Raw genomic sequence first — 22,827 nt, 5'->3', positions numbered from 1 at the left:
TCCTAACGGGTTGCAGGCGGTGTCAGCGGCCGGAGTAGTTCGGGGCCTCGACCGTCATCTGGATGTCGTGCGGGTGGGACTCCTGGAGGCCGGCGGAGGTGATGCGGACGAAGCGGCCGTTGTCCTGAAGCTCCGGGACCGTGCGGGCGCCGGTGTACCACATCGACTGCCGCAGGCCGCCGATCAGCTGGTGCGCGACCGCCGACAGCGGGCCCCGGTACGGCACCTGGCCCTCGACGCCCTCGGCGATCAGCTTCTCGTCGGAGCCGCCGTCATGCTGGAAGTACCGGTCCTTCGAGTACGACTTGCGCAGCCCGCCGGACTGCATCGCGCCGAGCGAACCCATCCCGCGGTACGCCTTGAACTGCTTGCCGTTGATGAACACCAGGTCGCCCGGCGACTCCTCGCAACCGGCCAGCAGCGAGCCCAACATGACCGTGTCCGCACCGGCGACGAGCGCCTTGGCGATATCACCGGAGTACTGCAGGCCGCCGTCGCCGATGACCGGGACGCCGGCCGGCTTGCACGCCAGCGAGGCCTCGTAGATCGCGGTGACCTGCGGTACGCCGACGCCGGACACGACCCGCGTCGTACAGATCGAGCCCGGACCGACGCCGACCTTGACGCCGTCCGCACCGGCATCGACCAGCGCCTGGGCGCCCGCGCGGGTGCCGACGTTGCCGCCGACGATGTCCACGCCGCGGGTCGCCGGGTCGGCCTTGAGCTTGCGGATGATCTCCAGCTGCGCCTGGGAGTGACCGTGCGCGGTGTCGACGACCAGCACGTCGACGCCGGCCTCGACCAGCGACATGGCGCGCTTGTAGGCCTCACCGAAGAAGCCGATCGCGGCGCCGACCATCAGCCGGCCGCTGGCGTCCTTGGTGGACAGCGGGAACTTGTCCCGCTTGACGAAGTCCTTCAGCGTGATCAGGCCGGTCAGCTTGCCGGCGTCGTCGACCAGCGGCAGCTTCTCGACCTTGTGCTTGCTCAGCAGCGCCATCGCGTCGTCGGCGGAGATGCCCTGCTTGCCGGTGATCAGCGGCTGCTTGGTCATCACCTCGCGGACCGGGCGGGACAGGTCGTTCTCGAAGCGCATGTCGCGGTTCGTCACGATGCCGACCAGCACACCGGCGTCGTCGACGACCGGCACACCGGAGATCCGGTACTGCGCGCAGAGCGCGTCGGCCTCGCCGATGCTGGCATCCGGGCCGATCGTGATCGGCTGCGCGATCATGCCGGACTCGGAGCGCTTGACCAGGTCGACCTGCTGGGACTGGTCCTCGATCGAGAGGTTGCGGTGGAGGACGCCGAGACCGCCCTGACGGGCCATCGCGATCGCCATCCGGGCCTCGGTGACGGTATCCATCGCGCTGGACAGCAGCGGGATGTTCACCCAGACGTTGCGGCTGACCCGGGACCGGGTGCTCGCCTCGGAGGGGATGACGTCGGACTCGTTCGGCTGCAGCAGCACATCGTCGAAGGTCAGGCCGAGGACGGCGAACTTGTCGGGAACTCCAGCGGGTGTGATGTCCATGGGTAAAACAAGCACCTTTACACGGCGAGTACGGAACCCCATCGTATCCGCGCGCCCACCGAGCCCCGAATCGGCCGTCCACAGCACTCCGCCCGCCGCGGTTGCGCGGCGGGCGGAGTGGGTGGTCGGTTACTTGTTGACCGGCGCGTTGACGATGTTCAGGATCGCCAGGACATCCGCGTCGGCGGTCGACCCGTGGGTACGCTCGATCGCCGCGTGCTTGCCCTCGGGGTACTGACCGGTCGAGTGCTTGCCCTTCGGGTAGGCCTTGCGGACCGAGCCCGTGGTGACCTTCCCGCTCGAGTGCTTCCCGGTGCCGGCCTTCTTGGCCGATGCCGGCTTCTTGGCCGTCGCCTTCTTCGCCGTCGGCGGCTTGCCCGCCTGCGACTCGCCGAAGAACAGCTTCGCGCTCTCGATCGTGACCGGCTCACCCGTGGGCGTCGGCAGGACCGGGCTCAGGATGTCCCCGATGATGCTCGCCGGGTCCTTCTGGTCCGGGACCTGGGTGACCGGGTCACTCGGCTTCTGCTCGTCACCCGGCGTGCTCGTGTCCGAACCGCTGGTGTCGCTCGCCCCGGTCCCGTCGGTGCCATCGGTCTGGCCGGTGTCGCCGGTGGGCGTGCTGGTCGGGTCGCCGGTCGTCGTGTCGCCCGTACCCGTGTCGACGTTCGCCGGCGGCGTGGTCGTGTCCGTGCCGGTCGGCGTGGTCGGCGGCGGCTCCGTCGGCGTTGACGGCGGTGGCGTGTCGGTCGGAGTCGACGGCGGCGGAGTCGGCGTCGTCGTCGTACCGTCCGTGTCGCCGCCACCGGTCGTGTCGGTCGGCGGGTCGGTCTTGGTGTCGGTCGGCTTGTCGGTGTTGACGTTGCCCGGGTCGTTCGTCTTGATCCCCGTCGGCACCGGAATCGTCGGCTTGTCCAGGATCGCCATCGGCTTGTCCGTCGGCTCGACCACCGGCGTCGGCGTCGACTTGATGTCGATCGAGTTCGGGTCGACGATCAGCGAGCCGCCCTTGCCGGCTTCCTGCGCAGCGCGCTCGGCCTGGACCTGCTGCTTCTTGTAGTCCTTGCCGACCTTGACGATCTTGGTCTTGTCCATCACCGGCAGACCGTCGAGGTCTTCCTTCGGGAAGCTGGTCTGCGGGCGGACCGCGTCGACCATCTTCTCGATGACCTTCTCGTACGGCGACAGCGGATCACCGTTGACCGCGGCGGCGACCCCGGAGACCGACAATGCGGCCACCGCCGCCACCCCGAGCGCCAGACCACGCGTCGCCATCTTGCGGGCGAACGGGTCGGTGATCGGGTTGAGCGCGGCACAACGTGCCAGGAAGCTCTCCGGATCGTCGATGGTCTCCACCGGGAGCTCGTCCTCGACCTCAACCGCCAGCCGTAGCTCGGCCAGCAGCTGAACGGCCGCGTCGTGCTCGCCCGCCGAGCGGGCGGACTCCCCACCGGCGGCGAGCAGATCGAGCAGCGCGTCATCGGCCTCGATCGCGTCCAAGTCAAAACGGTCAGCCATGATGCTCCTCCCCTGCTCTTCCTCGTTCCAGCTGTGCTTCATGCCCCACAAACCCCCTGAGCGTGTTCAACGCTCGATGCTGTGCGACCCTCACCGCCCCCGGTGTCATCCCCAGTGCCCGGCCGGTCTCCTCGGCTGACATCCCCGCTACCACCCGGAGTCGCAGGATCTCCCGCAACTTCTCCGGCAACTTGTCCAGCAGCCCCATGATGTGCTGGACCTCCGACTGCCGAACCGCACGCTCCTCCGGCGTCGGCGACTCGTCCGCGCCGTCCGGCAGGTCCGGCGTCGAGACGTCGGCAACCGCGAACGCACGCTGGGCATCGGCGACCTTGCGGGCCGCGATGCCGTAGACGAAAGCCTCGAAAGGCCTCCCCTCGTCGCGGTACCGGCTCAGCGCGCCGAATACTGCGACACAAACCTCTTGTGCGACGTCGTCGACCATGTCGGCGCCGCCGGGATAGGTCCACAGACGGGACCGTACGTATCGGTGCGCCACAGCGCGCACTCTGGTGAGCAGGTCATTGAGAGCTGTTCGGTCCCCGTCGCCGGCCAGCGCGGCAAGATCCCTAAGCTCGACCCGGTCGTGGGTGTCAGGTACTCGGACCTCGGTCACCCCTCGCCCCCTCGTGTTCAGACCGGTCAGCCTGAAAGATGGTACGGCGCTCAACTCTTCTTGCCTAGTGGCAATTCGTGGTCACTACCGGCCACTTGATCACGATCTGTCACTACTCACGAGTTCACTGATCTCGCTCTCGACCAGCCCGCCCGGATCCACGTCCGTTCCGGCGAAATACCCGGCCAGTTCGAGCGACAGGATCCCGTGCAGCCGGGTGAAAAACGAGACTGTGCGGTCCGATCCGCCGGTGGCCTCGACCAGCACGCTCATGATGCTGTCGTCGGGTACGGGCGTCCCGTAGATCAACAGGTACCGCTGCGGGTTCGCGAGCGCCCAGGTGCGGATCACCTGAGCCAGCGCGACCACGTCCGCGCCTCCGTCGTACGCCGATCTGACCGTGTCGGCGAGGTTGCTGTACGCGTCGCGGATCAGCTCGTTGATGAGCTCGTCGCGGCCCTCGAAGTACCGGTAGAGCGCGGGTCCGCTGACGCCCATCTGCTTACCGATCGCGTTCAGGGACAGGGCGGAGATGCCGGCCTCGGCGATCTGGGTCCAGGCGTGCTGCTTCACCTCGTCACGCATCTGAGCGCGATACCGCTCCCGTGGACCACCCACGGTTAGAGCCTCTCACGGCGCGGTGAAGCGGATGAGTTCGGAGGCGTGCTCACCGCCCCAGTCGATCGGCGTACGGCCGGTCTCGAGCCAGCCTGCGCGCCGATACAGGTGTACGGCGGCGCCCCGGTTGTCGACCACCTCCAAGGAGAGGTCGCGGTCGAGGGCCGCCGCAGTGGTGACACAGTGCTGCAGCAGCTGGCGGCCGATCCCCTGGCCCGTTGCCTTCGGATCGACGAACAGCCGCTCGACCTCCGCCGCCGGACCGGCGGCGGTGAGGATGACGTGTCCGACCACCTGTTCAGCGTCCACAGCTACCCAGATGCCGAGTGCGGCCTCCGGGGTCAGCCAGCGTGCCGGGTCGGTCGGCCAGTTGATCGGGTAGCTGGCTTGCTCGTGGACAGCTCTGAGGATGTCGACACACACAGGCAGGTCTTCGTCATGACGCTCTCGGATCAGCACAGGCCACATAAAAGCACCGCCCGGCAGGAGACCTGCCGGGCGGTGCTGAGTAATACGGTGTGCTGCCAGGAATCAGTGACCGTGGCCGTGACCGTGACCGGCCGCCGCGGGCTCCTCTTCCTCGGGCTTGTCGACCACCAGCGTCTCGGTGGTCAGCAGCAGCGCGGCGATCGAGCCGGCGTTGGCGAGCGCGGACCGGGTCACCTTGACGGGGTCCAGCACGCCCTGGGCCAGCAGGTCGCCGTACTCGCCGGTGGCCGCGTTGAAGCCGCTACCGAGCTCCAGGTCGGCGACCTTGGCGGTCACGACGTAGCCCTCGTAGCCGCCGTTCTCGGCGATCCAGCGCAGCGGCTCGACGATCGCCTTGCGGACGATCCGGACGCCGGCGAGCTCGTCGCCCTCCAGGCCGAGGCCCTCGTCCAGCACCGCGGCCGCGTGCACGAGAGCGGAGCCGCCACCGGCGACGATGCCCTCCTCGATCGCGGCCCGGGTCGCGGACACCGCGTCCTCGATCCGGTGCTTCTTCTCCTTCAGCTCGACCTCGGTGGCCGCGCCGACCTTGATCACGCAGACGCCGCCGGCCAGCTTGGCCAGCCGCTCCTGCAGCTTCTCGCGGTCCCAGTCGGAGTCGGTGCGCTCGATCTCGGACTTGATCTGGTTGACCCGGCCCTCGATGTCGTCGGCCTTGCCGGCACCCTCGACGACGGTCGTGTTGTCCTTGGTGACCACGATGCGGCGCGCCGTACCGAGCACCTCCAGACCGACCTGGTCGAGCTTGAGGCCGACCTCCGGAGCCACGACCTGCGCGCCGGTGAGCGCGGCCAGGTCCTCCAGCATCGCCTTGCGGCGGTCACCGAAGCCCGGCGCCTTGACGGCGACCGAGGTGAAGTTGCCGCGGATCTTGTTCACCACGAGGGTGGACAGGGCCTCGGCCTCGACGTCCTCGGCGATGATCAGCAGCGTCTTGCCGGACTGCACGACCTTCTCCAGCAGCGGCAGCAGGTCCGCGATCGCGGAGATCTTGCCCTGGTGGATCAGGATGTACGGGTCCTCCAGCACCGCTTCGCCGGCCTCGGCGTCGGTGATGAAGTACGGCGAGATGTAGCCCTTGTCGAACTGCATACCCTCGGTGAACTCGAGCTCGGTCCCGAAGGTGTTCGACTCCTCGACGGTGATCACACCGTCCTTGCCGACCTTGTCGAACGCGTCCGCGATCAGCGTGCCGATCTCGGCGTCGCGGGCGGAGATGGTGGCGACGTGGGCCATGTCGCCCTTGTCGTCGACCGGCCGCGCGGTCTCGATCAGCTTGGCCGACACGGCCTCGACGGCCGCCTCGATACCGCGCTTGAGGCCCATCGGGTTGACGCCGGCGGCGACCGCCCGCAGGCCCTCGTGCACCAGCGCCTGCGCCAGCACCGTCGCGGTGGTGGTGCCGTCACCGGCGATGTCGTTGGTCTTGGTGGCGACCTCCTTGGTCAGCTGCGCACCAAGGTTCTCGAACGGGTCGTCCAGCTCGACCTCACGGGCGACGGTGACACCGTCGTTGGTGATGGTCGGGGCGCCCCACTTCTTGTCCAGGACGACGTAGCGGCCCTTCGGGCCCAGCGTCACCTTCACCGTGTTCGCGAGCTTGTCGACGCCGCGCTCCAGCGCGCGCCGAGCGTTCTCGTCGAACTCGAGGATCTTCGGCATGAAAAATCCAGTCCCTCTCTGAAATCGCTAGATCGTTGCAGGCTCGAACCATCGCCGCTCCGACACCGACTCCGCCCCGGCACCGGAGTACGGCACCAGGGCGGTGTCAGTCAGGAACAGCGAGCGATCGTCACTTGCTGACGACTGCGAGGATGTCGCGGGCGCCCAGGATCAGGTAGTCCTGGCCGTCGTACTTGACCTCGGTGCCGCCGTACTTGGAGTAGATGACCTTGTCGCCGACAGCGACGTCCAGCGGGACGCGGTTGCCGTTGTCGTCGATCCGGCCCGGGCCGACGGCGAGGATCTCGCCCTCCTGCGGCTTCTCCTTGGCGGTGTCCGGGATCACCAGGCCGGACTTCGTGGTCTGCTCGGCTTCGAGCGGCGCGACGAGGACGCGGTCCTCGAGCGGCTTGATCGTGACCGACACTTGCTGACCTCCACGGTCGATTTGCTTGGCTGCGTTCATGGTGGTCGCGCTCCCCTGCCGTCGCGGGGGTCAAGGGCCGGACCGCTGGCACCCTCGCATCGAGAGTGCCAACACCGAATCTAGGCCGCGATTAGCACTCGGTCAACTCGAGTGCCAAAGGATTCTCAGCCTGAGACGTATGACCCGGTGATCATCGAGGTACAGAATGTGTTCATGGCTCTGCCCAAGCTGTCCGGCCGGACGATCGCGCTCCTGGCCGCCGTCGCCGCGGTCGCGGTCGGAGCCGTTGCCGCGAACGCATCGAAGCACGAGTCACCGGCGGCTGCCGCCCCCGCGGCCGCCCCGGCGCCGAAGCCTTCGACCGACCAGAACGTCTCCCACGACGCCACGGCCGCCGAGCTGAAGGCAGCCGCCGCGCTGCCGCAGTGCCGCTCGGCCCGGCTCGTCCCGGTCAACCGCAGCTGGGGCATCCCGATGCCGTCGATCTACGCCAGCACCAGCACCACCTGCAACCTGATGTACGGCGACGACCCGTACCGCGGCTCCAACCGGTACGGCGACCCGGACACCGCCATCCAGGTCCTCCAACGCAACCTGAACTTCTGCTACGGCTCCAAGCTCGCCGTCGACGGCATCTACGGCAGTAATACCCGCGCAGTGATCAAGCAGGTCCAACGCAAGCACCACCTGGTCGTGGACGGCATCTACGGCCCCAAGACCCGCTCGGCGATGAACTGGCGGCTCTACTCGATGGCAACGAGAAGCTGGAGCAGGAGCTGTTCCAGCCCGCTCTAGAGTTCTCCGAGTGACAGTCACCGCGTTGCTCGACGGGCCGGGCGCCGACGTGCTCGCGGCAGCGTGCGCGGAGTACAAGCCTGGTGGTGAGTTGCAGCTGGTCGAGAAGCTCAGGCGCCGGTACGACGCGACGCTTGTGACCACCGCGGTCACGCAGGCCGCACTGCGCCACCGGGCGGTCGCCAAGTTCGGCGCGGACGCCGAGCGCATGTACTTCACCCCGGACGGCCTGGAGCAGGCCACACGGACCAGAGTCGGCACCCACCGCGCCGTACGCCTGGCAGCCACCATGCCGGGTGCCAGCGTGGTCGACCTGGGCTGTGGGATCGGTGGTGACCTCATCAGCGCCGCCCGCGCCGGTCTGCGGGTGACCGGTGTCGAGCGCGACCCCGAGACCGCAGCCACGGCCCGTGCCAACCTGGCCACCCTCGGTCTCGCCGGTGACGTACTAGTAGGTGAAGCCGAGTCGACCGACCTCACGCCGTACGACGTGGTGTTCGCGGACCCGGCCCGGCGTGCGGACGGGCGGCGGGTGTTCGACCACAACGCCTACTCGCCGCCATGGTCGTTCGTACTCGAGCTGCTGCAGCGGACTGCCTGCGTGAAGGTGGCGCCCGGCATCCCGCACGATGCGATCCCCGCGGGCGTGGAGGCGGAGTGGATCAGCGACTCCGGCGAGGTGAAAGAGGCCGCGCTGTGGTCCGGCCAGCTCTACGGAGGTACGCCGCGCCGCGCGACTCTGCTGCCCAGCGAAGCCACCGTCTCGGACGCACCCGACGCTGAGGTCGGCCCGGTCGGTCAGTACATCTACGAGCCCGACGGTGCCGTCGTACGAGCCGGTCTGGTCACTGCGGTCGCCGCCGCGGTGGACGGCTGGCTGCTGGATCCGCGCATCGCCTACGTAACCGCAGCGGAGTACGTCGCGACGCCGCTCGCCTCGGCGTACGAGGTGCTGGAAGAGCTTCCCTACAAGGAGAAAGCGCTGCGTTCGTGGGTTCGCAGCCAGGACATCGGGACGCTGGAGATCAAGAAGCGCGGCGTGGATCTCGATCCGGCGCAGCTGCGGAAGAAGCTCGCCCCGAAGGGCTCCGCGTCAGCGACGCTGATCATCACACGCATCGGACGCGACGCGGTCGCCTACTCCTGCCGCAGAGTGACGAGCAATGCCTGACAGCCGCCCACTCCGCTCAGAGCTCTTCCCAGCCGCCGGCGCGCACGAGTGGGCTTCCGGCGGCACCAGCCCGGTCCAGACCCACGAAGAAGGGCATCTGGTGTACGCCGCCCGCGGCGTCCTCTCCGTGCGCACCGACCGCGGTACGTCGATCGTCCCCGCCAACCGCGTCGCCTGGACTCCGGCCGGATTCACCCATCAACACAGCGCACACGGCGAGACCGACATGCGCATCGTCTTCCTGCCGGTCGGACTCGCGCGACGCATCCCAGACCGACCGGCCGTCTTCCTCGCGTCCGGACTCGCCCGCGAGGTGCTGCTCGCCCTCACCAGTCGCCAGCTCGACGACGCCGCCCGCGCCCGCCTTCAGCGAGTCCTCGTCGACGAGCTCCACGAGGCGACCGAGCAGCCACTACAACTACCGGAACCACGCGACGACCGCCTGCGCACGATCGCCCAACACCTCCGCGAGAACCCCGCAGACAACACCTCTCTGGCCGAGCTGGGACGCAAGGCCGGCGCCGGCGCACGCACGCTGAGCCGCCTGTTCCACGACGAGCTCGGCATGACGTACTACGAATGGCGCACCCAGCTGCGGATCTACCACGCGCTCGTCCTGCTCGCGGACGGCCACGACACGACGTACGTCGCACACGCCTGCGGCTGGGCGAACCCGAGCGGCTTCATCGCGGCGTTCGCGGCAATCGTCGGAACAACTCCTGGACAGTACTTGCGTTCGACGCATATTCGAACATATGATCGATCACGCGAGCGGGTCTCCGGGTGACAAGCCGGCAGGCGAGGTGCTGCGTCTGCTGCTGCAACTCCCCGGAGGCCCGCCACTAATCGTTCAACCCTGATTCATCTCGGTAAGGGACGCTGGCAGCGGAACCGGTTGGCCGCTGACCGTTCGCCTGGGGAGCAAGCGGTGCGCGTTACCCCCGGGCCTCTGCCACGTTATTGACCCGCACGGAACCGTTCCTTCACCGGCAACCGGAGCCGCGCCAGCGCGATCCCGCCGATCGCCGACACCACGTGCTCGCCGGCCTCCGGCAAGATCTCGCTGCCACCGGCCGGGGTCTCCCGAACGAAGTCGGCCACCAGCCGGTCCCAATCCTTCGCACGCCGCAGCATCGCGTGTCCTTCACCCGCGAGCGAGTACGTCGTCACCGCCGCCCCGGCCGCCCGCAGCCTCGCCGCGTACGCCGTGGTGCCGGCCGGATCCGTGATCGTGTCGTCGGTGCCGTGGGCGAACGTGATCGGCACGCGAACCGCGACGAGCGGCTCGTCGAACGGCAGCCACGGGGCGAGCGCGAGCACGCCCGCCACCCGAGGATGATCGGCGACGGCGACGACCGCTCGTCCGCCCATCGAGTGCCCGATCAGGAACACCCGCGAGATCACCGGCGGCAGTTCGTCCAGCACGGTCCGCAGATCGGTGGCAGCGTCACCGCCGTCGTTCCACCCGCGGAAGCGATACCGCAGGAACCCGACGGCAGCCTTCGGTGCGGCCGACCTCGCAGCGAGGGCGAACGGCCACATCCGGAGCAGCGCGGGTCGCCACAGAGTCGGGTCCTCGTGCGAGTGCTCCTGGCCGCCGTGCGCGAGCAGCACCAGATCGGTCGCCCCCACCGGGTGCCGGACGAGATCGACACCCGGAGACCTCACGGCTGCGTGTACAGCTCGGTGGGATCCTGACGGATGGCCATCATCCGGCCCGGCGTGGTCTCGGTGAATCCGTACGAGCGGTAGAGCTCGTGCGCGTCGGCGGTCGCGAGCAGAATCTGCCGGAGACCCTTCAGCTCCGGGTGCTCCAGCAAAGTCGACACAACGAACCGGCCGAGACCGTGCCCGCGATGCGAGTCCAGCACGAAGACGTCCGCCAGCCACGCAAACGTGGCCCGGTCGGTCACCATCCGCGCGAACGCCACCATAGCGCCGGAGGCGTCGTACACCCCGAGGTTCAACGAGCCCGCGATCGATTTCTCGACCACCTCGCGCGGGATCCCGGCCGCCCAGTACGACGTAGTCAGGAAGCCGTGCACCACGTCGACGTCGATACGCGCGACATCGTCATCGGCCTCGAACCCGTCCGCCCCGGTCCATCTCACTTGTTCAGTACCTCCGTGATCGGCATCGACGAATCAGCAGGCAGATCCAGCGGCGACGGCGCCCGGCCGGCCCGGACGAGCTCCGAGCCCAGCGCGGCGACCATCGCGCCGTTGTCGGTGCACAGCCCCGGCCGCGGCACCCGTACGGCGATACCCGCCGCCGACGCGCGCTCTTCCGCCATCGAACGGAGCCGCGAGTTCGCCGCGACGCCGCCGCCGATCAGCAGATGCTCGAAGCCGCGGTCCTTGCACGCGTCGATCGCCTTGCGGGTCAGTACGTCGCACACTGCCTCTTGGAAGGCGGCAGCGACGTGGTTCACCGGCACGTCCTCGCCGTCCCGCCGCCGCGCCTCGACCCACCGCGCGACCGCGGTCTTCAACCCGGAGAACGAGAAGTCGAACCGGTGCCGCTCGAGATCCCGCTGCGACGTCAGCCCGCGTGGGAAGGTGACGTACAGCCTGTCCCCGCCGTCCCGCGCCGCCTTGTCGATGTACGGCCCACCGGGGAACGGCAGCCCGAGGACCCGCGCGACCTTGTCGAACGCCTCGCCCGCCGCGTCGTCGATCGTGCTGCCCATCGGTACGACGCCGTCGGTGATGTCCTCGACCGACAGCAGCGACGAGTGCCCGCCGGACACCAGCATCGCGACGCAGCCCTTCGGCAGATCACCGTGCTCCAGCGTGTCGACGGCGACGTGTGCCGCCAGGTGGTTCACGCCGTACAGCGGCTTGTCCAGCGACAGCGCCAGACCCTTGGCAGCAGCGACCCCGACCAGCAGCGCGCCGGCGAGGCCGGGCCCGCTCGTGACCGCGACCGCGTCGACGTCGGTCGGCTTGATCCCGGCCGTTTCGCACGCGCGCCGGATCGTCGGCACCATCGCCTCGAGATGCGCCCGGCTGGCCACCTCGGGTACGACGCCACCGAACCTGGCGTGCTCCTCGACACTCGACGCGATCGCGTCGGCGAGCAGGGTCTGCCCGCGCACGATCCCGACGCCGGTCTCGTCGCACGACGTCTCGATCCCCAGGATCAGGGGCTCACTCATCGATCCTCCACCGCATGATCACCGCATCCTCGCCGTCACCGTAGTACCCACGCCGCCGGCTGATCTCTTCAAAACCGAAGCCCGCATACAGCCCCCGCGCCGATTCATTGCTCAAGGCAACTTCAAGCAGCACGGTCCGTCCCGCACACTGGTCCAGGGCCGCCGTCATCAGTTGCCCGCCGATCCCGGTCCGTCGCTCGTCGGGCGCCACCGCGATCCGCAGTACCTCGACCACGTCCTCGACCACGGGCGGCAACAACAGCACGACGTACCCGACGACCGCGCCTTCGTCCGCGACCAGGATCACCCGGTCCTCGGACAGCCGCTCGAACTCGTCCGCCCAGCCGACCGTACTCCAGGCCTCTGACCCGAAGCACAGCTCGTCCAACGCGACCAGCGCCGACTGATCGTCCGCGCGAGCCGCTCTGATCGCAGGTCTCACAGCACGCTCTTGGGCCCGGCGGACATCGTCACGTCCGGCCGGCGCAGGTACAGCGGCTCCGGCGCGACGACCTCGAGCGTCCGAGTCGCCACACCCGTCGCCAGCACTTCGGCCGACGGGTACTCCGATACGTCGGCGTCCGCCACGCCCAGCACATCGCCGTACAGGACCGCTCCGCGACCGATCACGGGCAGACCGGACAGCACGTGGGCGACCTCGGCCGGCTTGTCGACGGCGGGTCCCTCCAGGCGACGACGGCTGCCGTCCGCGGCGGGACCGTCGTACAGCGCCCAGTAGATCTCCTTGCGCCGCGCGTCCGTCGCGACCGCGACAGGCAACGACAACGACGACTGCCGGGCGAGGATATCCAGGCTGCAGACGCCGGACACCTCGATGCCCAGCACCTCGCCCATCGTCCGTGCGGTCACCAGCCCGACCCGCAAGCCGGTGAAGGGACCTGGGCCGACGCCGACCGCGATGCCGGTCAGGTCGCGCGGCGTGACGCCCGCTGATTCCAGCGCGGCCGCGATCGCAGGCGCGAGCAACTCGCCGTGGCGTAACGCGTCCACGGTCGTCGACGAGGCAACGATCTCGCCCGTCGGCGTGGCCAGCGCGACGGTGACCGCGGCGCTCGAGGTGTCAAAGGCAAGCAACATGTCAGTTCTTCTCCAGTACAGACACCCGTACGCCGGACGCGGCCCACCGCGAACCCACCGGCGTGATCCGCAGCGACCGGGCCTCGTCGGTGTCGTCGTCGCCCCGGGTGATCACGACGTCCAGACGCTCCGGCGCCAGGGCTTCGGCGATGCCGTGCCCCCACTCGACCACCGTCACCGCGTCTTCGAGACTGGCGTCGAGGTCGAGGTCGTCCAGCTCGGCAAACCCGCCCAGGCGGTACGCGTCCACATGCACCAGCGCCGGCCCACCGGCCAGTGAGGGATGCACGCGCGAGATGACAAAGGTCGGCGACGTCACGGCACCTCGCACCTTCAACCCGGTGCCGAGCCCCTGGGTGAACGTCGTCTTGCCTGCACCGAGGTCGCCCGACAGCACCAGGAGGTCGCCAGCGCGGAGTTGACCGGCCAACTGCTCACCGATCGCCTGCATGTCCTCGCCGGTCGGCACGGTCAGCTCGACGGGCAGGGCCTTCGCATAAATCAAGTTCTGCCCTTGCTGGTCGACCACGGAATACCCACGCCGCCGCCAGAACTCGACGGTGTCCGGCAACTCGACCCGGGCGATCAGGTTCACCCTGCTGAGCCCTCGTCGTACGGCGACCTGCTCGGCGCAGCCGACCATCGCCGAGGCGACACCGCGGGCCTGGCTGCGCGGGTCGACGGAGACGCGGCGCAGGTTGAGGACGTCACCGGTCTGCTCGAACAGCATCGCCCCGGCCGGGGCGCCGTCGATCAGCACCAGCAACCCACCGTGCTCGGCGACGGCCGCGGCAACGGTGCTGGCGTTCTCAGACAGGGCGGTCGACGGCGGGTCGAGCACCCGCCGCGCAGAGAAGGCGTGATGGATCACGGTGACGATGTCATCCACGTGTTCCGCGGTCGCATCGACGACGTGCAAGTCGGTCATGAGGGTCCTAGGGATTGTTCGGCTCGTTCGATCATCCCAAGGAGGGCTGCGGTGAATTCACGGTGGTGCTCGATCAGGCCCAGGTGGCCGCAGTTCTTCACCTCGACGAGCTCGGCGCCGGGCACCCGGCGGACGATCTCCTCGGCGTGCGCGAACGGCGTCAGCTGGTCCTTGTCGCCGCCGATCACCACGCACTCGACCTTCTGCAGCGGCTCGAGAGAGTCGAACTTGTCGTGCAGCGCAAAGATCGGGTAGAACTCCGCGATCACCTCGATCGGCGTCGCCGCGATCATCTCGTTGACGAACTCGGTGAACGCCGGCGGCACCTCGGAACCGAACGAGTACTTCCGGGTCAGCAGGTAGCTGATGTCCGAGCCGGCCTTCCGGCTGCGCTCGACCACGTCCGGGATCCGCGCCAGCGCGGCGACCGTCGGCGTCGCGAGCGACCGCGCGAGCATGCCGAGCTTGCCCGGGAAAACGATCGGTACGCCGTCCAGCCCGCCCGCGCTGGTCGAGCACAGGCCGACGCCGATCACCCGGTCGCCGAACAGCTCCGGATGCTGCTCGGCCAGCGCCATGATCGTCATGCCACCCATCGAGTGACCGATCAGGATCACCGGACCCGTCGGCGCGAACCGCTCGATGATCCCGTACAGATCCTGGCCGAGCTGTTCGATGCTGACGTGTTCCTTCGGCGACCGGCCGGACCGTCCGTGCGAGCGCTGGTCGTAGAACACCATCGTGCCGATGCCGGCCAGGTCGCGACGCTCGAAGTGCCAGGCGTCCATGTTCAGCCCGTAGCCGTGCGCGAAGATCACGGTCAGATCCTCGGGCGGCAGCGGTAGCTTCCGGCCGAGTCGGCGCTTCGGCGGCGGGGCAGGTCGCCGGGACCGCTTCAGTTCGTCCACTTCGACGTACAGCTCGACGCCGTCGTCAGCGGTGAAGATGTACGGCGTACCGCGCTGCGACCCGAACGGCTCGGCCTCGAGCTGCTTGCGCTGGCCCGACCTCCGGCCGATGACTGTGCGCTCGACCGCGACTCCGGCGGCGGCTCCCGCTGCCAGCACTCCGACCGCGGCCCCGATCAAACCGGCAGTCCGCCCTGCTTTGGACATTGCCGGTCTACCTTTCGCTGTCGATGTACCTGCGCGGGATCCTGGCGCCCAGGCGGGTGACGATCTCGTAGTTGATGGTGCCGGCCGCGTCGGCCCAGTCGTCCGCCGTCGGCTCGCCCGACATACCCGGGCCGAACAGCACGACCTCGTCGCCGGCCGCGGCCTGGTCGTCCTCGAGGTTGACCACGCACTGGTCCATGCAGATCCGCCCGACGACGGTACGACGTTGGCCGCCGGCCTGGACCGGGGCGCCGTTCGACGCGTGCCGCGGCAGGCCGTCGCCGTACCCGAGCGGGATCAGGCCGAGCGTCGACGGACGCGGCGCCGTCCAGGTCAGCCCGTACGAAACACCGGCACCGGCCGGCACCCGCTTCACCATCGCGAGCCGTGCCTTCAGCGTCATCGCCGGCTTGAGCCCGAGCTCGGACGACGGCAGCGCATGCCCGAACGGCGACAGCCCGTACGTCGCGACGCCCGGGCGGACCAGGTTGAAATGCGTCTCGGGCAGCGCGAGCGTCGCACCTGAGTTCGCCAGGTGTTTGAACTCGGCGTCGATGCCGAACGACTCCGCCACCTCGACCGCTTCGGTGAAGGTCGCCAGCTGGGACTCGTTCACCGGGCTCTTCGGCTCGTCGGACGACGCCAGATGTGACCAGATCCCCTTGATCTCGATCCGCCCGGCCGCCTGTTCGCGCACCGCGGCCCGGATCAACGCCGGCCACTCCTCCGGTACGGCGCCACCGCGCGACATACCGGTGTCGATCTTGAGATGCACGCGGGCCGGCCGATCTGTCACGCCGGCCGCCAGCTCGTCGATCTCCCACGGCGCACCCGCGGACAGGTCGATGCCGGCGTCGATCGCGTCGGTCAGCGGCTCGCCCGGCGTGGTCAGCCAGCAGAAGATCGGTCCGGTGTCACCCGACTCGCGCAGCGCGAGTGCCTCCTCGAGTACTGCGGCGCCGATCCAGCCGGCACCGGCCTCGCGGGCAGCGCGGGCGACCTGCAACATCCCGTGCCCGTAGCCGTCGGCCTTGACCACGGTCATCACCTGCGCGCCCGCGGCACGGGCACGCAGCGTGGTCACGTTGTGGCGGATCGCCGCCAGATCGACGACCGCCTCCGCGCGGACCGGGTGTGACTGATGAGTAGACATGGTCATCCCAGTGTCTCAGGCGCCGTCGATCAGGTCGGCCAGGGCCGTCATGTTGTGGAAAACCGTATCCGCATCGGAAAGTTTCGCCGGGTCCGTCATGCCGGCGTACCCGAACACCTTCATGCCGGCCGCGACCGCCGCGGCGACGCCGAGCGGGCTGTCCTCGATCACCAGGCAGTCGGCCGGCTTCACCCCCATCGAAGCGGCTGCATGCAGGAAGAGGTCGGGCGCCGGCTTGCCGTGCGCAACGTCCTCGGCGCTGAAGATCCGCCCCTCGAACCGGTCCAGGAACCCGACCGCGGTCAACGCCGTACGGATCCGCTGGTGGGTGCCGGAGGAGGCCAGGCAGTAGGTGATGCCGCGGGCGTCCAGGTGATCGAGGACAGCCTCAACGCCCTCGATCGCCTGGAGCTGGGCGAATCCCGCGAAGAGCCGCTGGTGGTACCGGTCCTCGAGATCCGCCGGCAGCGGATGCCCCAGCTGCGCCTCGGTCTTCTGCCGCATCGAGGCCATCGAGCCGCCCATGAAGTCCCGCACGGTCTCCTCGAAGGTGTACGGCAGCCCCGCCTCGGTCAGCAACTCGGCCAGGATCGTGTTGGCCAGCCGCTCCGAGTCCACCAGCACACCGTCATTGTCGAAAATCACGAGTCCGATCACGACAGAAACCCTAAGCGGCCACTGCATGGTGCAGTGGCCGCCGGGGTGCGCGAGAGCTTCTGGGGGTCAGTTCTCCTGGATGGAGAAGTCGGTGAAGTTGAAGCGCTGCTTGGTGTTGCCGGTGGAGACGACCTCGACTCCGTAGTCGACCTGCCAGGTCGTGGCCTTCGGGGCCCAGCCACGGGTCTGCATGTCGTTGAAGAAGCTGGCCAGCGGCATCGTGCCGGACTTCTGCGTCACCTGGGACACGTACGCGGTGTAGCCGTTCTCGTGCCAGACGTCGTACTTGAAGCCGCCGAACGTCACGGTGCCGACCTTGTCACCGGCCGGGACCTGCTTGGAGTTGTCGGTCCAGATCATCAACTCGTTGTTCAGGTCGTCGCCGATCCAGACGTCGAACGCGACGTTGTAGATGCAGGCCGGGCAGTTGGCCGGCGTGGTGGCCGCGAACTTGGCCGACTGGATCTTCGACAGCGGTACGTCGTTGTAGTCCTTGTGGACGTTCGGGTACGCCTGAACACCCTTGTCACCGGGCAGCGGCTGGGTCACGTCGAGGAACCAGTTGTTGTAGTTGCAGGCGCTCAACGTGTACGTGCCGTTGTCGTTGTTCCACATGTTGTTGTGGACGTAGTACGCACCGAACGTCCGGCCGTCACCCTGGTTGTTCGTCGAGGTGGTGACGAACGACGGCTTGGTGCAGGTCGCGCTCGGGCTGCCGGTCGACGTGGGCGTCGTCGTGGTCGGCGGGGACGTCGGAGGGGTCGACGTGGTCGGGGGCTTGGTCGGCGTCGACGTGGTGTGCGTCGGAGTCGCCGTGGGGGTGGTGGTCGTCGGCGGCTTCGTCGGGGTCGCCGTCGTGGTGCTGGTCGGCGTCGGCGTGGTCGGCTGGGCCGGTACCTCGGCGAAGTCGTAGTGGACCGTGTACGTCAGCTTGGTGCCGGCGCGGTACTTGTTGCCGTCGTACCGGACGGCGCGCAGCCGGTAGCTCTTGTCGGTGGTGCGGCTCGGGTCGATCGACACCATCGCGGGACCGGAAGCGGTCGCGGTGATCGCGACGGGCTTCTGGGTGAATCCGTGCAGGACGGTGCAGCCGGAGTACGCGTCGATGACGCAGGTTTCGACGCGTCCGACGCTCGGGAGGGCAGTTACCGTGCTGTCCGCGGCGTTCGCGGTCGATACCGGCGAGTCCTTGGACGCGTGGACGGCGATCGGTACTGCGACCAGGCCGGCCACGGCGAGGAGGACCGCAGGCAGGATCACGCGGCTCCGGGCAGTTCGGATGGGGGGCATGCGGAGAGTTCCTTAGTGTGCTCGACGGGTCGCACTGTTGCCCCAGAACTTCAGTGTGGCCCTCAACTGTTCGATTGGATCCCCAGAGGGGCCGGTACGTCCGGCCTTGTCGTGCTATTCGCTCTCGCGTACGGCGGTGACGTTATCGAACCGTGATCATGCCTGCCAACCCTGGGTCCCGATTTAACGCAACGCGAACGTGCCGGGTGACGTCCTTGGGGTGTGAACAAACGGATGATCGCTCTCGCCGGAGCCGTGCTTCTGCTGGCTGGTTGCGGGCAGAACACCGACCCCGGTGCGTCACCTGTGGGCAAGACGTTCCTGTCGACTTCGGTCACCGAGGACGGGAAGCCGAAGCAGCTCGCGCCGAAGACCCGCGTCCGGCTGCAGTTCACCGACGACGGCCGGCTGGTCGCCGACGCCGGCTGCAACTCGATGCAGTCGAAGGTGTCGACGAAGGACGGCAAACTCGCGCTCGACGGTGAGCTGGCCTCGACCGCGATGGGGTGCCCCGGCCCGCAGCAGGGCCAGGACTCGTGGCTGGCCGGGATCATCAGCGCGAAGCCGACGTGGAAGCTCGACGGCAACAAGCTCGATGTCACCGCGGGCAGTACGACGATCTCGCTCGAGAACCGGGAGATCCTGGAGCCCGACCTCCCACTCGACGGCACCCGCTGGATCCTGAGCAGCGTGATCTCGGGTGACAGCGTCGGTCATTTCGCCGGCTCCGAGAACGTCTGGCTGACGCTGAACGGCGAACGCGTTACCGGCTCGACCGGTTGCAACGACTTCCAGGGCGTCGTCGCGCGGTCCACCGGAAAGCTCACCTTCGGCGAGCTCGCCACCACGCGCCGGGCCTGTGCCGGCAACCCCGCGACGCTGGAATCCCAAGTACTGAAGGGATTGAAGGGCGAGATGACCTACCACATCTCGGGCGCGACACTGCAACTGCGTTCCGCCAACGGCGGCCTGGACTTCACGGCGGTACGCTGAGGCAAGTGAGTGAGGAACACTGGACAGGTCTGGTGATCGCACCGGACGACCGGTTGGACAACGACTTACTACTCGCCATAACTCTCGCGACCGGGAGCACCTTCACTTGTGCCGGCCGCGACGACCTCGGCATCGTCTATGCGGCCGGGTCCGAACGAATCATCGAGGTCGAGTGCGCCGAAGTCGGCGCCAAGGCTCTCTTCCTCCGCACCCGCTCGTTCGAGCGGACGTCGGCGATCATCGACAGCATCAAGCGCCACACCCGCACCTGGACCGAGCAACAGCTGCGTACCCAGCTCGAGGACTCCTTGACGGACGACCCCTACGCGCTGGTTTCGTTGCTCATGGCAACCGGTGGCCTGCCGCCGCAACCCGCCACGTCGGACCTGCTGTCGCGGGCGCTGGAGCACCCGAGCGAGCAGGTCCGAGCGGCGGCGGACTATGCGATCCGGATATCGAAGGCCTGGACCTCGTTTCGCGTTGTCTCGTAGGAGACCAGCAGGTGGCCGTGGTCCTTCAGTTGGGTCCGTTGGGCCGCGGTCAGCGGGATCGTCCAGTGCTGGACGCCACGGGTGATCGCCTGCGTCTTCTGGTTGACCAGGTGGCCGCTCATGTTCGGGGACCACGGTGGGGTGGCGCCGTCCGTGATGGCACACGGGGTGAAGCCGTAGTCCGGTGGCGGGTCGGTGGTGCAGGACGTCGTCCAGACCGGGATCGCGTTGATGTCACCGCTCGTCAAGAACGCCCTGGCCGTGCCCGTCCCCTTGGACGAGGTCACCAGATCGACCCCGGTCGGGCGGACCTTGCTGGACAGGATCTTGAGGTCGTCGGTCGGGACTCGGCCCGAGATCGGTACGCGGTTGCGCGCCGACTGGGCGATCGTCTGCGGCGAGAGGGCACCGTTGAGGTTCGGGTTCGAGACGTTGGGTGGTGTCGGGGTGGTCGGGCGATCAGCCGGTGGGGTGTAGCCGGGGAGCGTCGCGAGGCCCCAGCGGTACGGGTCGGACTGGACGGACCCGAGCGCCGACCATGCCAGCCGCGTACTCATGTCGATATGCCGCAACGTCGTCGTACCAGGAGCTGAGGTGTCGTCGTTGTCGTACGGCGTGATGTTCAGGCCGAGCCGTGACGGGTCGACGGCGGCCGGGAGGTCGGCGAGCGGGATCTTCACCTCGAGGTCGTACCCGCCACCGGCGTACGCGTGCGGCACGGTCGTCTCGTTGCTGCCGACCCACTGCGCCGTCGACGCGACCTGGACGCCCGGTGCGTTGCCCGTGTCGAGGGCGCCGCTCGAGTAGCCCTGGTGGTTGTCCGCGTCGCGTTCCCAGCACGGCGCGCCGCTCTGGGTGAACGGGAAGATGCCGAGCTTGAACGTGTTCGCTGTGTCCTTCAGCGCCTCGGACGCGTTGCCGCGCGGGTCGAGCAGGATCTCGACGGAGTCGGCCTGCCAGTGGCCGACGCATTCCGCCGGCGTTACGGCGTACGACTGGTAGTCGTCGCGGACGTGGATGAAGAAGTACAGCGCGTCGTCGGACCAGCTGACCTTCGCCGTACTGCCTTCTCCTGTTGAGGAAACGCCGCAGTCGTCAACGCCAGTGCAGGTCGCCGCGCCCTGCCAGATGCGGCCGAGGTCGAGGGGCTGGCCCGGGTACTCGCCCGGCTCGGCCTTGCCGTCGACCACCGGCGTTGCCTGCGGGATGACGGTGGTCGGGACGAGCGTGAGAGTCAGTGTCTCGGTGCCGGTCGCGGTGTGGATCGGGATGCTGACGTTCTGCTGGGCGGGCAGGGTCGTGTCGGTATTGGTGAGCTTGAAGGTGACCGTCTGGTCGGCGCCGGGCTGCACGTCGTACGGCTTGGACGTCGCGTCGATGGTGAAGTCCGGTGGCAGGTCGAGCGAGACGGCGCCGGTCTGCTGGGTGGCGGACCAGTTGTGGACGACGACGGGGATGTCGATCGTCTGGCCGATGCCCATCGACTGGATCGCCTGCGAGCGCCCGAGGCGGTTGGCCTGCGGGGCGGTGTTCTGCAGCCACTGGTCGTACTCCGCCCAGTTACCCCAGCGCTGGAAACGTCCCTCGGCAGCGGCGACGATGCGTACGACGTTGTCGGTGTAGCCGGTCGCGTGCTTGGTCGTGTAGAGCGCGGAGATCTTCGCGTTCTGGTCGACGGTCGCGTTGGCGGCCGGGGTCACGGTGAAGGTCAGATCCGCGGACGGCTTGTCCTTGACCTGCTGCGGTGCGCTGACCGACCAGCCGGCCGGGACCGTCAGCGCGACGTTGCCCTTGGCAAGCTTTCCATGGGGTGCCTTCAGGTGGACGGTCGCCTGGAAGGGCTCACCGGCGACGTTGTAGAAGCGGCTGAAGGTGATGTACTCGAGGGTGCCGAGCGGGAGTCCGCCCGGGTCCGGTTTCTTCGCGCCGAACAGGATCGCGTCGTCCCGACCGGCCGCGGCGTTGGTGTTCGGCTGGAACGGTACGAACGACTCGGTCATACCGAAGCGCGGGCACGCCGGGACGGAGACGCCCTTGTACATCACGCGGCTCTGGGTCGGGTACGCCGCGCGTCCCTCATCGGCCACCTGCTGCCAGATCTTCGGCGTACCGGCGGTCTGCGCCTGTGAGTTGCCGGCCGGCCAGGTGTACGGCGAGTTGTAGCCGGTCCACACGCCGGCGACGGTGTCGAGGCCGGTCGGGGCGAATCCGGTGGTGCAGTTCGCGGCGGTCGTCGTACCGCCGGTGCCTGTGGTGGTGCCGCCGGAGAAGACCTTCTTCACCTGCCAGGTGCTGAGCGCGTGCGGGCCCGTGAGTTGCTCCGGGAACATGTTCGGGTCGGCGGCGGCGAGCACGCCTTCCCAGATCAATCTGCCGGCTTGCTGGTGGTTGCCGTGGCCGGCGGCGAGCGTCGGCGTGAAGCCGATGTAGATCTCGGGCTGCGTCTCGCGGATCACGCGGGTGACGCGTCGGAGGGTCTCCTGCTCGTCCCAGAAGTACTGCGTCAGCGGTGCGCTCTGGTTGTAGAAGAAGTCGATCCGGTCGAGGTTGAAGATGTCGACGGTGCCGGAGCGGTAATGCGCGACGCGGTCCTCGTTCTCCCGGCGCAGGCCGAGATCAGGCCCGAGCTCGTTACCGGCCGCGTTCCCGCCGCCCTCACCGCGGGTGACCTGGATGACGCCACACTTCACGCCGTACAACTGATGCCACACCCCACACGGCCCGATGATGCTCGTGTCGTCGTCGGGATGGGCCCACTCCCCCATCACATCGATCTTCGTCCGCGCATCCGCGACGTACTGATGCGGTTGCGCAACAGCCGGCACAGGCAGAACGGCCAGCAGGACAAGCACGACAAACCCCACAAAACGCTTCACGTGCACACTCCAAAGGCGGCGGAGGCACCAGCAAGAACAGTCCTACGTCCGGTGAGGTGCCCCGCGCAACAGGAATCGCGCGCCTGCCCATGCGGTACTGCGGTCAGCCCCCGCGTGCTCCGCAGGCGCTCCCCTCGTCGCTCCGCTCCTCAGACGCACCCACTACGCCCGCTCCCACCCACCCCCCGGCTCATCGCCGGTGCATCCCTTCCGGCTATCGCCGGGTTCATCCGGCTACC

Annotated in this window: 23 protein-coding genes; 5 read left to right on the top strand and 18 right to left on the bottom strand. The window is 68.4% G+C overall.

The features are described from left to right. Positions 1–22 precede the first annotated feature (22 nt). The 7 genes from guaB to groES all read right to left on the bottom strand — a co-directional run bounded on the left by guaB (position 23) and on the right by groES (position 6,864). A complete protein-coding gene (gene guaB / locus ACFWUU_RS20820) occupies positions 23–1,534 on the bottom strand; it encodes an IMP dehydrogenase (RefSeq protein WP_137258733.1) in 1,512 nt (503 codons plus the stop codon). Between the two features lie 129 nt (positions 1,535–1,663). Further along, entirely contained in the window at positions 1,664–3,052 is a 1,389-nt protein-coding gene (locus tag ACFWUU_RS20815) for a hypothetical protein (RefSeq protein WP_380177342.1), read from the bottom strand. Next, complete coding sequence (gene shbA, locus ACFWUU_RS20810; RefSeq protein ID WP_134107313.1) at positions 3,045–3,668, bottom strand: RNA polymerase sigma factor ShbA; 624 nt, start codon at positions 3,666–3,668, stop codon at positions 3,045–3,047. The genes ACFWUU_RS20815 and shbA overlap by 8 nt, the downstream gene beginning before the upstream one ends. Positions 3,669–3,767: 99 nt before the next feature. Further along, complete coding sequence (locus ACFWUU_RS20805; RefSeq protein WP_380177341.1) at positions 3,768–4,253, bottom strand: TetR/AcrR family transcriptional regulator; 486 nt, start codon at positions 4,251–4,253, stop codon at positions 3,768–3,770. 45 nt (positions 4,254–4,298) lie between these two features. Beyond that, entirely contained in the window at positions 4,299–4,754 is a 456-nt protein-coding gene (locus tag ACFWUU_RS20800) for a GNAT family N-acetyltransferase (RefSeq protein WP_380177340.1), read from the bottom strand. Positions 4,755–4,817: 63 nt separating this feature from the next. After that, the gene (groL, locus tag ACFWUU_RS20795) at positions 4,818–6,437 is read right to left on the bottom strand and encodes a chaperonin GroEL (RefSeq protein WP_137258730.1); all 1,620 of its coding nucleotides are present in this window, start codon (positions 6,435–6,437) and stop codon (positions 4,818–4,820) included. 130 nt (positions 6,438–6,567) lie between these two features. Next, positions 6,568–6,864, bottom strand: coding sequence for a co-chaperone GroES (gene groES, locus ACFWUU_RS20790; RefSeq protein ID WP_130384566.1), 297 nt, complete (start codon positions 6,862–6,864; stop codon positions 6,568–6,570). Between the two features lie 213 nt (positions 6,865–7,077). Here groES and ACFWUU_RS20785 point away from each other — a divergent pair, with 213 nt between their 5' ends. The 3 genes from ACFWUU_RS20785 to ACFWUU_RS20775 are packed head-to-tail and all read left to right on the top strand — an operon-like array spanning position 7,078 to position 9,617. Further along, a complete protein-coding gene (locus ACFWUU_RS20785; protein ID WP_380177339.1) occupies positions 7,078–7,659 on the top strand; it encodes a peptidoglycan-binding protein in 582 nt (193 codons plus the stop codon). 10 nt (positions 7,660–7,669) lie between these two features. Continuing rightward, a complete protein-coding gene (locus ACFWUU_RS20780; RefSeq protein WP_380177338.1) occupies positions 7,670–8,830 on the top strand; it encodes a methyltransferase domain-containing protein in 1,161 nt (386 codons plus the stop codon). Further along, positions 8,823–9,617, top strand: coding sequence for a helix-turn-helix domain-containing protein (locus ACFWUU_RS20775; RefSeq protein ID WP_380177337.1), 795 nt, complete (start codon positions 8,823–8,825; stop codon positions 9,615–9,617). The genes ACFWUU_RS20780 and ACFWUU_RS20775 overlap by 8 nt, the downstream gene beginning before the upstream one ends. Before the next feature lie 170 nt (positions 9,618–9,787). Here the strand turns inward: ACFWUU_RS20775 and ACFWUU_RS20770 are convergent, their stop codons facing one another. The 10 genes from ACFWUU_RS20770 to ACFWUU_RS20725 form a co-directional block, all read right to left on the bottom strand. Further along, complete coding sequence (locus tag ACFWUU_RS20770) at positions 9,788–10,498, bottom strand: alpha/beta hydrolase (RefSeq protein WP_380177336.1); 711 nt, start codon at positions 10,496–10,498, stop codon at positions 9,788–9,790. Further along, a complete protein-coding gene (locus ACFWUU_RS20765; RefSeq protein ID WP_380177335.1) occupies positions 10,495–10,941 on the bottom strand; it encodes a GNAT family N-acetyltransferase in 447 nt (148 codons plus the stop codon). Before ACFWUU_RS20765 ends, ACFWUU_RS20770 begins: the two co-directional genes overlap by 4 nt. Further along, on the bottom strand, positions 10,938–11,987 hold the full coding sequence (gene tsaD / locus ACFWUU_RS20760; protein ID WP_137258724.1) for a tRNA (adenosine(37)-N6)-threonylcarbamoyltransferase complex transferase subunit TsaD: 1,050 nt from the start codon (positions 11,985–11,987) through the stop codon (positions 10,938–10,940). Before tsaD ends, ACFWUU_RS20765 begins: the two co-directional genes overlap by 4 nt. After that, positions 11,980–12,429 (bottom strand): GNAT family N-acetyltransferase, encoded by a 450-nt coding sequence (locus tag ACFWUU_RS20755; protein ID WP_380177334.1) that lies wholly within the window; start codon positions 12,427–12,429, stop codon positions 11,980–11,982. The genes tsaD and ACFWUU_RS20755 overlap by 8 nt, the downstream gene beginning before the upstream one ends. Continuing rightward, the gene (tsaB, locus tag ACFWUU_RS20750) at positions 12,426–13,085 is read right to left on the bottom strand and encodes a tRNA (adenosine(37)-N6)-threonylcarbamoyltransferase complex dimerization subunit type 1 TsaB (RefSeq protein ID WP_380177333.1); all 660 of its coding nucleotides are present in this window, start codon (positions 13,083–13,085) and stop codon (positions 12,426–12,428) included. The genes ACFWUU_RS20755 and tsaB overlap by 4 nt, the downstream gene beginning before the upstream one ends. 1 nt (position 13,086) lies before the next feature. Further along, on the bottom strand, positions 13,087–14,013 hold the full coding sequence (gene tsaE / locus ACFWUU_RS20745) for a tRNA (adenosine(37)-N6)-threonylcarbamoyltransferase complex ATPase subunit type 1 TsaE (protein WP_380177332.1): 927 nt from the start codon (positions 14,011–14,013) through the stop codon (positions 13,087–13,089). Then, positions 14,010–15,128: an alpha/beta fold hydrolase gene (locus ACFWUU_RS20740; RefSeq protein ID WP_380177331.1), complete on the bottom strand. Its 1,119-nt coding sequence runs from the start codon at positions 15,126–15,128 to the stop codon at positions 14,010–14,012. Before ACFWUU_RS20740 ends, tsaE begins: the two co-directional genes overlap by 4 nt. Before the next feature lie 7 nt (positions 15,129–15,135). Continuing rightward, positions 15,136–16,281 (bottom strand): alanine racemase, encoded by a 1,146-nt coding sequence (gene alr / locus ACFWUU_RS20735; protein ID WP_380177330.1) that lies wholly within the window; start codon positions 16,279–16,281, stop codon positions 15,136–15,138. Between the two features lie 15 nt (positions 16,282–16,296). Then, a complete protein-coding gene (locus ACFWUU_RS20730; protein WP_380177329.1) occupies positions 16,297–16,938 on the bottom strand; it encodes an HAD family hydrolase in 642 nt (213 codons plus the stop codon). Between the two features lie 66 nt (positions 16,939–17,004). Beyond that, positions 17,005–18,228, bottom strand: a complete 1,224-nt coding sequence (locus ACFWUU_RS20725) for a hypothetical protein (protein ID WP_380177328.1) — start codon at positions 18,226–18,228, stop codon at positions 17,005–17,007. Positions 18,229–18,462: 234 nt separating this feature from the next. On the opposite strand from ACFWUU_RS20725, the gene ACFWUU_RS20720 reads away from it, so the two are divergent. Then, positions 18,463–19,221: an META domain-containing protein gene (locus ACFWUU_RS20720; RefSeq protein ID WP_380177327.1), complete on the top strand. Its 759-nt coding sequence runs from the start codon at positions 18,463–18,465 to the stop codon at positions 19,219–19,221. 5 nt (positions 19,222–19,226) lie between these two features. After that, positions 19,227–19,712 carry a hypothetical protein gene (locus ACFWUU_RS20715; RefSeq protein ID WP_380177326.1) on the top strand — a complete coding sequence of 162 codons (486 nt, stop codon included), beginning with the start codon at positions 19,227–19,229 and terminating at the stop codon, positions 19,710–19,712. Here the strand turns inward: ACFWUU_RS20715 and ACFWUU_RS20710 are convergent. Further along, complete coding sequence (locus ACFWUU_RS20710; protein WP_380177325.1) at positions 19,661–22,588, bottom strand: sugar-binding protein; 2,928 nt, start codon at positions 22,586–22,588, stop codon at positions 19,661–19,663. The genes ACFWUU_RS20715 and ACFWUU_RS20710 overlap by 52 nt on opposite strands. Positions 22,589–22,827: the final 239 nt, after the last annotated feature.

The organism is Kribbella sp. NPDC058693, from assembly GCF_042715335.1.
Lineage (GTDB): Bacteria > Actinomycetota > Actinomycetes > Propionibacteriales > Kribbellaceae > Kribbella > Kribbella jiaozuonensis.
The sequence above is the reverse complement of the archived record's forward strand: the minus strand, read 5'-3'. Positions and strand labels throughout refer to the sequence as shown.